The sequence below is a fragment of the Micromonospora sp. C28ISP2-4 genome, from assembly GCF_030519385.1.
GTDB lineage: Bacteria > Actinomycetota > Actinomycetes > Mycobacteriales > Micromonosporaceae > Micromonospora > Micromonospora tulbaghiae.
Map to the genome: position 1 here is coordinate 188635 of NZ_JAUMKG010000007.1, position 11639 is coordinate 200273.

Sequence of the window (11639 nt, forward strand, 5' to 3'; positions counted from 1 at the left end):
GGCTTTCTCAACAATGAAATCAGCGAGTCGGATCGGCGTCGGCGGCCCGGTGGGCAGCGGCAAGACGGCCATCATCGAGGCCGTCGTGCCCCGCCTGGTCGAGCAGGGCCTGCGCATCCTGGTCATCACCAACGACGTGGTCACCACCGAGGACGCCAAGCACGTCCGCCGCGCCCTGACCGGTGTGCTGGTGGAGGAACGCATCGTCGGCGTGGAGACCGGAGCCTGCCCGCACACGGCGGTACGCGAGGACCCCAGCATGAACCTCGCCGCGGTGGAGGACATGGAGGCGCGGTTCCCGGACAGCGACGTCGTGCTCATCGAGAGCGGCGGTGACAACCTCACGCTCACCTTCAGCCCCGCGCTCGTCGACTACTTCATCTACGTGATCGACGTGGCGGCCGGCGACAAGATCCCGCGCAAGAACGGCCCGGGCATCTCCAAGTCCGACATCCTCGTGATCAACAAGACCGATCTGGCCCCGTACGTCGACGCCGACCTGGACGTGATGGCCCGCGACGCCGAGCTGATGCGCGGCGGCAAGCCGTTCGTGTTCACCAACTGCAAGACCGGCGAGGGCATCGACGACCTGGTGGACCTGGTCCGCCGTAACGCGCTCTTCGACGCCGAAGTCCTCGCATGACCACTCTGGACTCCGTCCGGGAACTCGCGCCGTACCAGGACCAGCCGGCGCAGCTGCCGGCCGCCGCGAACGGCAAGGTGGGCATCCTCCGGCTGGGGTTCGAGCGGCGCGAGGACCGGACCATCCTGCGCGACGTCTTCCGGCAGTCCCCGCTGCTGGTGCAGCGCGCGCTGTACTGGGACGAGGAGATGCCGGGCCTGCCCTGCGTCATGATCCTCACCACCTCCGGCGGCGTGCTCCAGGGCGACCGGCTGCGGATGGACGTCGACCTGGGGCCGGGCGCGCAGGCACACCTGGTCACCCAGGCCGCCACCAAGATCCAGGAGATGGACGCCAACTACGGCACCCAGACCCAGCGCTTCACCCTGGCCGACGACGCCTACCTGGAGTTCCTGCCCGAGCCGGTGATCCCGTTCCGGCGCAGCCGGTTCGTCTCCGACACGGTGGTCCGGCTGCCGGAGACCGCGACAATGTTGTACGCCGAGGTGCTCCAGCCCGGCCGCAAGTACTACCGCGACGGTGAGATCTTCGCGTACGACCTGTTCTCCACCACGCTGCGGGCGCAGCGGCCCGACGGACGCCCGCTGTTCGTGGAGAAGTTCGTGATCACGCCCGGCCGCTTCCCGGTGTCGCGGATCGGGATGATGGACCGCTTCCACGTCTTCGGCAACGTCGTGCTGCTCACCGACCCGGACCGGGCGGCGAGGGTCTTCGAACGCACCGCGACACCGGTGTGGGACGAGCGGACACCGCTGGCCACCGCCGTCAGCCGGCTGCCGAACGACGCCGGCCTGGTGTTCAAGGTGCTCGGACAGGAGACCGAGCCGGTCCGCGCCGCGGTACGCGCGTTCTGCGTGGCCGCCCGCGAAGAGGTGACCGGCTGCACCTTCCCGCCGGTCTTCAGCTGGCGTTGACCCGGAGGGCAGCGAGATGGCCGACATCGGACGTGGCTGGCGCCACCTGGCCGACCGGAACCCGGCGGCCGGGTTCGTCGACGCCTGCCTGCGCGGCGCCGCGCAGGTGGTGCTCCAGAACAATCCGCTGAGCGGCCTGCTCATCCTGATCGCGCTCGCCTGGGGCGCGTTCGAGAACGGGACGCCACGGGTGTTCGGCGGCGGCGTGCTCGGCCTGGTCGTGGGCACCGCTACCGCGCTGGCGCTACGGGTCGACATGTCCAGCTGGCGCAAGGGCCTGTTCGGCTTCAGCCCGCTGCTGACCGGGCTGGCGGTGCCCACGTTCCTCGACCAGCGCCCGCTGATGTGGCTCTACCTCGTGCTCGGCGCGATCGGCACGGTGGTGGTCACGCTCGCCCTCAACGCCGTCTTCAAGCGCTGGAACCTGACCGCCTACACGTTCCCGTTCGTGCTCACGACCTGGTTCCTGCTGATGGCGGCGTACCAGTTCGACAGGTTCACCGTGCTGACGAAGCTGACGCCGAAGTTCCCGGGCGAGGGGTCGTCGGCCGGCGGCACGTTCGACTGGGGCCTCGTTCCGACGTTCTTCAAGGGCGTGTCCCAGATCTACCTGATCGAGAGCTGGGTCACCGGCCTGCTGATCCTCGTCGCCCTGCTGGTCAACTCCCGGTGGTCGGCGCTGTACGCGGTGATCGGCGCCGTCGGCGCGACACTGCTGGCGCTCTGGTTCGGCGCCGACGGCGCGTCGCTGGACAAGGGGCTGTTCGCCTTCAACGCGGTGCTGACCGCCATCGTGGTGGGCGCCGTGGCGCACCGCCCCGGCGCGCTGGTGACCGTCTACACGCTGTTCGGCATCGCGCTGACGCTTGTCGTGCAGATGGCGCTGACCACCATGCTCACGCCGCTGGGCATCCCGGTGCTGACCGGCCCGTTCAACATCGCCACCTGGCTGTTGCTGCTGCCCGACCGGCACTTCGCGCCGGTGCCCAACCACGAACGGGTCAAGGACACCGTCCTGCACACCGTCCGCGACTCCGTCCACCTGCGAGAGAAGGAGGGAAACCGTGTCCGCTCCGAACGCGGGTGACACCGCCTGGGTGCTCGTCTGCGCCGGCCTCGTCCTGTTCATGACGCCGGGACTCGCCGCGTTCTACGGCGGCATGGTCCGCACCCGCAACGTCCTGGCGATGCTGCAGCAGAACATGATCGCGCTGGGCGTGGTCAGCCTGACCTGGGTGCTCGTCGGCTACACCATCGCCTTCGGCGACGACGCCGGCAGCGGGCTGTTCGGCAACCTGGAACTGTTCGGGCTCACCGACCTGAAGGTGCCGCCCGCGCCCAACCTGCACGTCGTCGATGGCCGGATAACCATCCCGACACTGGCGTTCGTGCTGTTCCAGATGATGTTCGCGGTGATCACACCGGCGCTGGTCACCGGCGCCACAGCGGGCCGGCTGCGCTTCGGCGGGTGGGTGCTGTTCCTCGCGGTCTGGTCGATAGTGGTCTACGCGCCGATCGCGCACTGGCTCTGGCACCCCGGCGGATGGCTGGCGAAGTTCGGCACCCAGGACTGGGCCGGCGGACTGGTCGTGCACGCCAGCGCCGGCGCCGCCGTCCTCGCCGTCCTGCTGGTCGTCGGCCGACGCCGGGACTGGCCGCACACCGCCGCGCCACCGAACTCGATCCCGCTGACCATCGTCGGCGCCGGCATCCTCTGGTTCGGCTGGTTCGGCTTCAACGGCGGCGACGGCCTCCAGGCCAACGGCCTGGCCGCACAGGCCGTCCTCAACACGCACCTGGCCGCCGCCGCGGCGATGCTCGTCTGGCTGGCGCTGGAACGCGTCACCGACGGCCACAGCACCGTCGTGGGCGCGGTCTCCGGCGCGGTGGCGGGCCTGGCCACAGTCACCCCGACCGCCGGGTACGTCAACGCGGCGTCGGCCGTCGCGATCGGCGCGCTGGCCGGCCTGGTCTGCCACTTCGCGCTGAAGCTGAAGTACCTGCTGCGCCTCGACGACGCGCTCGACGTGCTCGCCGTGCACTTCGTCGGCGGCATGCTCGGCACGCTCCTGCTCGGCCTGTTCGGCAACCGCGGGGTCAACCCGCTCGGCGCCGACGGGCTGTTCCTCGGCGGCGGAGGCGGCCTGCTGTGGCGCCAGCTCGTCGGCGTGGTCAGCGTCGTCGCGTTCTCCTTCGTCCTGACCTGGCTGATCGCCGCCGGGGTGCAGGCACTCATCGGCCTGCGTGTTCCGCCCGCCGACCAGGAACGCCTGGACCAGGCGCAACAGGGCGCCGACGCGTACCACCTTGGCGGGGTGACCAGCCTGACCGCGCCGGGCGCGCCCCGCCACCGTACCGGTACGGCACCGGCCGACGAACCGTCCGTGCCGCCCGGGCAGCGGGTACGGGTGGTCACCGCGCTGCTGGAACCGGACCCGGCGGCGAACAGCGCCGACCTGCGCGACGCGCTGCTGCGCGCGGGCGCGATCTCGGTCATCGTCAGCGACGCCGCCGTGGCGACGACGACACCGCAGGCGAGCCTGCTGCCGCGCGGCTACTGGCAGGACCAGCCCCTCGCCGCCCGGCTGCGCGTCACCGTGCTGGTGGGCGCGGACGGGGTGGGGGCGGTGCTGGACGAGCTGGACCGGATGGGGGCGCGGAGGGCCGACACGTTCGTGCAGGAGGCGGAACGCGTCCAATCCTGACGATGCCCCGGCGTCGCGCTCGGCGGTGTCCGTCCGGTGCCGCATACTGGCCCGGTGTTCACTCTCGCCCAGGCGCGACACCTGGTGGCCACGCTGCGGCCGCGCGTCGACGAGCTGATCCGGCTGCGGGCCGACCTGGCCGAGCTGCGGGTCGATCTGGCCGACCACGGCGTCAGCGTGCTCGGCGGGCTCGCCGAGGTGAAGGCGCTGGAGGCGCGCCTGCATCTCGTGGTGGACGAGTTCCACCAGCACGACATCGCGGTCAAGGGGATCGCCCCGGTGCTGCTCGACTTCCCCGGTGAGCGCGACGGCCGGGCGGTGCTCTGGTGCTGGCTGGAGGGGGACACCGACATCCGGTGGTACCACCGGGTCGAGTGTGGTTTCGCCGGCCGCCGTCCGGTCTGAGCCGGCCCGTGGGTGACGCGCGCCGGGCGGTGCCGTCCGACGCCGACGAGCTGGTCCGGCTGCGCGGGCTGATGCTCGCCGGCATGAGCGGCGTGCCGACGCCGCCGGGCCGCTGGCAGGACGTCGCCCGGGCCAATCTGCGGACCTGGTTGGCCGAGCCGGATCCGTGGCTCGCCGCCTTCGTGGTCGACGCGCCGGACGGCGCGTCGCTGGCGGCCTGCGCGGTGGGCACTCTGGAGCGTCGGCTCGGCGGTCCGGACGATCCGAGCGGCCTGGTCGGGTACGTCTTCAACGTCAGCACCGACCCGGCGTACCGCCGGCGCGGCCACAGTCGGGCCTGCCTCACCGCTCTGCTGGCCTGGTTCCGGGACCGGGGCGTACGCCGGGTCGATCTGCGGGCCTCGGCGGCCGGCCGGCCGCTCTACCGTGCCCTGGGCTTCCGGGAGACCGCCGACCCGGCGATGCGGCTGACGTTCCCGCCGCAACAATCCTTCATCCCGCTCGCGAAACCGGCAACGATTTGTAGGCGTAAGTCGCTATGCGCGCCGGACCCCAAATCGGTGATCTTCCATGCCCCGTGATCTTATTGATATCTATCTCTCACCACCACTTCACGCCCCCAGGAGTGCGACGTGCGGAGATCCCGTCTTGCCACCCTCGCCCTGACCCTGGCCGCCTCGGTCGGGGTCACTCTGTCTCTGGCCGCCCCCGCCCAGGCGTCCCCGTCCGACCGCTACGTCGCGCTCGGTGACTCGTACGCCTCCGGCGTCGGCGCCGACAGCTACACCTCCGAGAGCGGTAACTGTCTACGCAGCACGAACGCCTATCCGGCGCTCTACAACACCAACATCAAGCCCGCGTCGTACCGTTCGGTCGCCTGCTCCGGCGCCACCACGGCGGACGTCATCAACAGTCAGCTCTCCGCGCTCTCCTCCACCACGACGCTGGTCAGCGTCACGGTGGGCGGCAACGACGTCGGCTTCGCCAACATCATGAGCACCTGCGTGCTCCAGGGGGAGACCCAGTGCGTGGCGGCCGTGCAGTCCGCCATGAACGTGGCCCGGACCTCGATGCCGGGTCGCCTCGCCAACGTCTACAACGGCATCAAGAGCCGCTCGCCCTCGGCCCGCGTCGTGGTGGTCGGCTACCCGGTCTTCTACCAGCTCGGCACCACCTGCGTCGGGCTCAGTGCGACGTCCCGGGCGAAGATCAACGAGGGCATCAACCTGCTCGACGACATCACCCGCACGGCCGCCGTCTCGGCCGGCTTCAAATTCGCCGACGTCCGCTCCATCTTCGTCGGCCACCAGCTGTGCAGCTACGGGACGAAGTGGCTGCACGCGCTGAACGTGCTGAGCCTGAGCAAGTCGTACCACCCGACGGCGGCCGGGCAGTCCGGCGGCTACTACCCGGTCTTCCGGGCCGCCGCCGGCTGACCCGATCCACGGCAGCGGCACGCCTCCCGCGGGGGCGTGCCGCTTCGCCGTGCCCGGCGACGGGTGCGGCCGTCAGGCCGGCAGGACCTTCTCGATCGCCGCGCGCAGCTCGCTGTCCTCGGGCGTGACCTGCGGACCGAACCGGGCGGCCACCGAGCCGTCCGGCGCGACGAGGAACTTCTCGAAATTCCAGCGCACGTCTCCGGTGTGCCCCTCGGCGTCCGGCGTGGACACCAGTTCCGCGTAGAGCGGGTGCCGGTCCGGGCCGTTGACGTCCACCTTCTCCGTCAGCGGGAACGTCACGCCGTAGTTGACCTGGCAGAACTCCTCGATCTCGGCGGCGCTGCCCGGCTCCTGGCCGGCGAACTGGTTGCACGGCACCCCGAGCACCGTCAGCCCGCGTCCGGCGTACGTGTCGGCGAGTTCCTGAAGGCCCGCGTACTGCGGGGTGAGGCCGCAACGGGAGGCCACATTGACCACGAGCAGGGCGCGGCCGCGGTAGCGGCCGAGGTCGGCCGGGCCGCCGGTGAGGGCGTCGATCTGGACGTCGAAGACGGTCATGGGACGAGGCTACGGGCCCTCGCGCCCACCGTCCCGCGCCACCCGTGAAATCGATGCATCGACATCTTGACGAAGTGGTGACGGCGTGAGTAGCGTCTCAGCAATCAATTTGGAAAGTTTCCTAACTATTGGAGGGACGCCGTATGAAGAGATCGCTCCGCCGGGCCCTGTGGGCCGCCGGCGCCGTGGTCGCGCTCGCGGTCGCCGCGGTGCCCATGACCACCGCGTCGGCCGCCGGCAGCGTCACCGCCACGTTCGCAAAGGTGCAGGACTGGGGTACCGGCCACGAGGGGCGGGTGACAGTCACCAACGGCACCAGCTCCACCGTCAACGGCTGGCGCATCGAGTTCACGCTGCCCTCCGGCACCTCGATCAGCAGCTCCTGGGACGCCGACATCACCCGCAGCGGTGACCGCTACGTGGCGGTCAACAAGAGCTGGGCCGCGACGCTCGCCCCCGGCGCCAGCTTCAGCTGGGGCTACAACGGCACCGGCGCGTACAAGGCGCCGGTGAGCTGCACGATCAACGGCGGCTCCTGCACCGGCGGCGGCACGCCGACGACCACCGCGCCGACCACGGCGCCGCCGACCACCGCGCCGCCCACCACGGCGCCGCCGACGACCGCCCCGCCGACCACGCAGCCGCCCACCACGCCGCCGCCCGGCGGCAAGAAGGTCGTCGGCTACTTCGCCGAGTGGGGTGTCTACGCCCGCAACTACCACGTCAAGAACATCCACACGAGCGGCTCGGCCGCGAAGCTGACCCACATCCTGTACGCCTTCGGCAACACCACCGGCGGCCGGTGCAGCATCGGGGACAGCTACGCCGACTACGAGAAGGCGTACACCGCGGCGGACAGCGTCGACGGCGTCGCCGACACCTGGGACCAGCCGCTGCGCGGCAGCTTCAACCAGCTGCGCAAGCTGAAGAAGATGTACCCGAACCTGAAGGTGCTCTGGTCCTTCGGCGGCTGGACCTGGTCCGGCGGCTTCACCCAGGCCGCGCAGAACCCGGCCGCGTTCGCCGACTCCTGCTACTCCCTGGTCAAGGACCCGCGCTGGGCGGACGTCTTCGACGGCATCGACATCGACTGGGAGTACCCGAACGCCTGCGGCCTCCAGTGCGACAGCAGCGGCCCGAACGCGTTCAAGAACGTGATCTCGGCGCTGCGGAGCAAGTTCGGCTCCAGCTTCCTGGTCACCGCGGCGATCACCGCCGACGGCAGCAACGGCGGCAAGATCGACGCCACCGACTACGCCGGCGCCGCGAACAACCTCAACTGGCTGATGCCGATGACGTACGACTACTTCGGCGCCTTCAACGCCCAGGGACCGACCGCGCCGCACTCGCCGCTCTACTCCTACGCGGGCATCCCGCAGCAGGGCTTCTGGTCGGACGCGGCGATCCAGAAACTCAAGTCCAAGGGCGTACCGTCCAGCAAGCTGCTGCTCGGCGTCGGCTTCTACGGACGCGGCTGGACCGGCGTGACCCAGGCCGCACCCGGCGGCAGCGCCACCGGCGCGGCCCCGGGCACCTACGAGGCGGGCATCGAGGACTACAAGGTGCTCAAGAACAGCTGCCCGGCCACCGGCACCGTCGCCGGCACGGCGTACGCCAAGTGCGGCAGCAACTGGTGGAGCTACGACACGCCGTCGACCATCGGCGGGAAGATGAGCTACGCCAACAGCCAGGGCCTCGGTGGCGCGTTCTTCTGGGAGCTCTCCGGTGACACCAGCAACGGTGAGCTGATCGGCGCCATCAAGGGCGGTCTCGGCTGAGCCGAGGGCCGACGCACCACCCACCCGGCGGGGAGGGGCCGCACCGGCCCCTCCCCGCCCGCGTGCCGTCCTGGCCGATCGCGCCGATCCGGGTCAGGATGGGGAGTCACCCGGCCACTCGGGCCGGGTGTGGCACACTCGCCGCTCGACGAGTCCACGCGACGGGAGGACAGATGGGTCGCAGCCACCGGGGCCGGTTCGCCGGGCTCGCCCTCCTCGCGCTCCTGCCGGCGGCCCTGGCCGCCTGCGGCTCGGGCGGCCAGGGTGGCGACACCCCGCCCAGCGGGAAGGCACCGGCCGAGGAGGCGGCGGCCAAGAGCCGGGAACGCGTGCAGGCGTACCTGGACGCGCTGACCGCCCGCGACGCCGCCGCCGGCCGCAGCCAGCTCTGCGCGCCCATGCACGCCGCCTTCGACTCCGCCGCCACCGGCCCGAACGGCGACTTCGCCGACCACTTCACGGTGCCCGAGGCGACCATCACCCAGGTCCGCCCCGGCCCGAACGGCCAGGAGGTCAGCGCCTCGATCACTGTTGCCGCCGGCTCGCGCAAGGCCGCCCGATCGCTGCTGTTCACCGTCACCCGCAACGGCGCGGACTGGTGCATCTCCGGCGAGGCGCCCGGCGAGCGCGCGGCCGAGCCGACCGCCGACCCGGCGGAGCCGCCGCCGCCGGCGACGGCGCCCTCGCCGGTTTCCTCCCAGTGACCGGAACCATCCCCCTCGGCGGCGAGTGATCGCGACGGTCGCCGTACGCTTTCCTTCATGCGCCATGAGTGGCATCAGCTGAGTCACCCCGCCGTGGGCAGCCCTGGTCTGCAGACCAGCCGCCCGACCGCCGACTCCGCCGAGGACGCGGCCCTCGGCCTCGACCGCTGGCGGGAGCTGCCGCGCGCGCAGACCCCGCCCTGGGACGACCCGGCCCAGGTCGCCGAGGTCTGCCGGGTGCTGGACACGGTGCCCTCGGTGGTCGCGCCCTACGAGGTCGACCAGTTGCGGCAGCGGCTCGCGCTGGTCTGCGAGGGCAAGGCGTTCCTGCTCCAGGGCGGTGACTGCGCGGAGACCTTCGCCGACAACACCGAGAGCCACCTGCTCGCCAACGCCCGCACGCTGCTCCAGATGGCCATCGTGCTCACCTACGGCGCGTCGCTGCCGGTGGTCAAGGTCGCCCGGGTCGCCGGCCAGTACACCAAGCCCCGGTCCCTGCCGACCGACGCCCGTGGGCTGCCCGCCTACCGCGGCGACATGATCAATTCCCTGGAGGCCACGCCGGAGGCGCGGGTCGCCGACCCGCAGCGCATGATCCGGGCGTACGCCAACTCGGCCGCCGCCATGAACATGCTCCGGGCGTACCTGGCCGGCGGGCTGGCCGACCTGCACGCCGTGCACGACTGGAACAAGGACTTCGTCCGGCAGTCCCCGGCCGGCGAGCGCTACGACGCGATCGCCCGCGAGATCGACCGGGCGCTGGCCTTCATCCGGGCCTGCGGGATGACCGACGACGAGGCGCTGCGCACCGTTACGCTGCACTGCTCGCACGAGGCGCTGGCGCTGGAGTACGACCGGGCGCTGACCCGGATCTCCAACGGCAAGGCGTACGGGCTGTCCGGGCACTTCCTCTGGATCGGTGAGCGGACCCGGCAGATCGACGGCGCGCACATCGACTTCATCTCCCGCATCGCCAACCCGATCGGCGTCAAGCTCGGCCCGACGACGACCCCGGACGAGGCGATCGAGCTCTGCGAGAAGCTCAACCCGGACAACATCCCCGGCCGGCTCACGCTGATCAGCCGGATGGGCAACCACCGGGTCCGGGACGCGCTGCCACCGATCGTCGCCAAGGTCACCGCCGCCGGCGCGAAGGTCGTCTGGCAGTGCGACCCGATGCACGGCAACACGCACGAGTCCTCCAACGGCTACAAGACCCGGCACTTCGACCGGATCGTCGACGAGGTGCTCGGCTACTTCGAGGTGCACCGCGGCCTGGACACCCACCCGGGTGGCCTGCACGTCGAGCTGACCGGCGAGGACGTCACCGAGTGCCTCGGCGGTGCCCAGGGCATCGAGGACCTCGACCTGCCCGACCGGTACGAGACGGCCTGCGACCCCCGGCTGAACACCCAGCAGTCGCTGGAGTTGGCGTTCCTGGTGGCGGAGATGCTCCGTGGCTGAGGTCATCGATCTGCGGACGGACACCGTGACCCGGCCGACGCCGGGGATGCGGGAGGCGATGGCCGCCGCCGAAGTGGGCGACGACGTCTACGGCGAGGACCCGACTGTCACCGCGCTGGAGGCCGAGGTCGCCGCGCTGTTCGGTCACGAGGCGGCGCTGTTCGCCCCGAGCGGCTCGATGGCCAACCAGATCGCGCTCCAGTTGCACGTACCGCCCGGCGACGAGCTGCTCTGCGACGCCGACGCGCACGTGGTCACGTACGAGGTCGGTGCCGCCGCCGCGTACGGCGGGATCTCCTCGCGGACCTGGCCCGCGGTGGGCGCGGAGCTGGACCCCGACGTGGTCGCCGGGATGATCCGGCCGGACGGCTACTTCGCGGTGCCCACCCGGGCGATCGCCGTGGAGCAGACCCACAACCGGGGCGGCGGCGGGGTGATCCCGCTGCCGACGCTGCGCCGGATGCGCGAGGTCGCCGACGAGCACGGGGTGGCCCTGCACTGCGACGGCGCGCGGATCTGGCACGCGCACGTGGCCGACGGGGTGCCGTTGGCCGAGTACGGCGTGCTGTTCGACACGCTGTCGGTCTGCCTCTCCAAGGGCCTCGGCGCGCCGGTCGGCTCGCTGGTGGTGGGCAGCGCCGAGAAGATCGCCCGGGCGCGGTTCCTGCGCAAGCGGATGGGTGGCGGCATGCGGCAGGTGGGCATCCTCGCCGCCGCGGGCCGGTACGCGCTGGCGCACCACGTCGAGCGGCTCGCCGACGACCACGCCAAGGCGGCCAAGCTGGCCGAGGCGGTCGCCCCGCACGGGGTGCTCGCGGCGGTGGTACGGACCAACATCGTGCCGCTGGACCTGACCAAGCACCCGCTGGACGCGCACGCGCTGGCGGCGGCCGCACGCGCGGAGGGGCTGCTGATCTCGGTGCTCGGCCCGCGTACCGCCCGGCTGGTCACCCACCTGGACGTCACCGACGCGCAGATCGACCGCGCCGCCGCCATTCTGAACACCGCCCTGCGCGCCTGACCCTCGGG

The 11639-nt window shown here is 71.4% G+C and carries 12 protein-coding genes; 11 read left to right on the forward strand and 1 reads right to left on the reverse strand.

The window, feature by feature from the left end; genetic code table 11:
- The first annotated feature begins 13 nt into the window (after positions 1-13).
- The 7 genes from ureG to Q3W68_RS24390 are packed head-to-tail and all read left to right on the forward strand — an operon-like array spanning position 14 to position 6103.
- Positions 14-643 (forward strand): urease accessory protein UreG, encoded by a 630-nt coding sequence (gene ureG / locus Q3W68_RS24360; protein WP_013287653.1) that lies wholly within the window; start codon positions 14-16, stop codon positions 641-643.
- Entirely contained in the window at positions 640-1557 is a 918-nt protein-coding gene (locus tag Q3W68_RS24365; protein ID WP_302907670.1) for an urease accessory protein UreD, read from the forward strand. The genes ureG and Q3W68_RS24365 overlap by 4 nt, the downstream gene beginning before the upstream one ends.
- A 16-nt stretch (positions 1558-1573) precedes the next feature.
- Positions 1574-2644 carry an urea transporter gene (gene yut, locus Q3W68_RS24370; RefSeq protein WP_302907671.1) on the forward strand — a complete coding sequence of 357 codons (1071 nt, stop codon included), beginning with the start codon at positions 1574-1576 and terminating at the stop codon, positions 2642-2644.
- Positions 2622-4262, forward strand: a complete 1641-nt coding sequence (locus tag Q3W68_RS24375) for an ammonium transporter (RefSeq protein ID WP_302907672.1) — start codon at positions 2622-2624, stop codon at positions 4260-4262. The genes yut and Q3W68_RS24375 overlap by 23 nt, the downstream gene beginning before the upstream one ends.
- Before the next feature lie 54 nt (positions 4263-4316).
- On the forward strand, positions 4317-4667 hold the full coding sequence (locus Q3W68_RS24380) for a DUF2203 domain-containing protein (RefSeq protein ID WP_302907674.1): 351 nt from the start codon (positions 4317-4319) through the stop codon (positions 4665-4667).
- A gap of 8 nt (positions 4668-4675) precedes the next feature.
- Positions 4676-5248, forward strand: a complete 573-nt coding sequence (locus Q3W68_RS24385; RefSeq protein ID WP_302907675.1) for a GNAT family N-acetyltransferase — start codon at positions 4676-4678, stop codon at positions 5246-5248.
- A gap of 51 nt (positions 5249-5299) precedes the next feature.
- Positions 5300-6103, forward strand: coding sequence for an SGNH/GDSL hydrolase family protein (locus tag Q3W68_RS24390; protein ID WP_302907676.1), 804 nt, complete (start codon positions 5300-5302; stop codon positions 6101-6103).
- Between the two features lie 72 nt (positions 6104-6175).
- Here the strand turns inward: Q3W68_RS24390 and Q3W68_RS24395 are convergent, their stop codons facing one another.
- Complete coding sequence (locus tag Q3W68_RS24395) at positions 6176-6664, reverse strand: glutathione peroxidase (RefSeq protein WP_302907677.1); 489 nt, start codon at positions 6662-6664, stop codon at positions 6176-6178.
- Positions 6665-6807: 143 nt separating this feature from the next.
- Here Q3W68_RS24395 and Q3W68_RS24400 point away from each other — a divergent pair, with 143 nt between their 5' ends.
- The 4 genes from Q3W68_RS24400 (at position 6808) to Q3W68_RS24415 (ending at position 11631) form a co-directional block, all read left to right on the forward strand.
- Positions 6808-8442: a glycosyl hydrolase family 18 protein gene (locus tag Q3W68_RS24400; protein WP_302907678.1), complete on the forward strand. Its 1635-nt coding sequence runs from the start codon at positions 6808-6810 to the stop codon at positions 8440-8442.
- A gap of 173 nt (positions 8443-8615) precedes the next feature.
- Positions 8616-9146 (forward strand): hypothetical protein, encoded by a 531-nt coding sequence (locus tag Q3W68_RS24405; RefSeq protein WP_302907679.1) that lies wholly within the window; start codon positions 8616-8618, stop codon positions 9144-9146.
- 57 nt (positions 9147-9203) lie between these two features.
- On the forward strand, positions 9204-10610 hold the full coding sequence (locus Q3W68_RS24410) for a class II 3-deoxy-7-phosphoheptulonate synthase (protein WP_302907680.1): 1407 nt from the start codon (positions 9204-9206) through the stop codon (positions 10608-10610).
- The gene (locus Q3W68_RS24415; protein WP_302907681.1) at positions 10603-11631 is read left to right on the forward strand and encodes a low specificity L-threonine aldolase; all 1029 of its coding nucleotides are present in this window, start codon (positions 10603-10605) and stop codon (positions 11629-11631) included. The genes Q3W68_RS24410 and Q3W68_RS24415 overlap by 8 nt, the downstream gene beginning before the upstream one ends.
- Positions 11632-11639: the final 8 nt, after the last annotated feature.

Excerpts from the sequence above, each read along its gene's own strand:
- ureG (WP_013287653.1), top strand. The coding sequence starts at position 14 with ATGAAATCAGCGAGTCGGATCGGCGTCGGCGGCCCGGTGGGCAGCGGC.
- Q3W68_RS24365 (WP_302907670.1), top strand. The coding sequence starts at position 640 with ATGACCACTCTGGACTCCGTCCGGGAACTCGCGCCGTACCAGGACCAG.
- yut (WP_302907671.1), top strand. The coding sequence starts at position 1,574 with ATGGCCGACATCGGACGTGGCTGGCGCCACCTGGCCGACCGGAACCCG.
- Q3W68_RS24395 (WP_302907677.1), bottom strand. The coding sequence starts at position 6,664 with ATGACCGTCTTCGACGTCCAGATCGACGCCCTCACCGGCGGCCCGGCC.
- Q3W68_RS24400 (WP_302907678.1), top strand. The coding sequence starts at position 6,808 with ATGAAGAGATCGCTCCGCCGGGCCCTGTGGGCCGCCGGCGCCGTGGTC.
- Q3W68_RS24405 (WP_302907679.1), top strand. The coding sequence starts at position 8,616 with ATGGGTCGCAGCCACCGGGGCCGGTTCGCCGGGCTCGCCCTCCTCGCG.
- Q3W68_RS24410 (WP_302907680.1), top strand. The coding sequence starts at position 9,204 with ATGCGCCATGAGTGGCATCAGCTGAGTCACCCCGCCGTGGGCAGCCCT.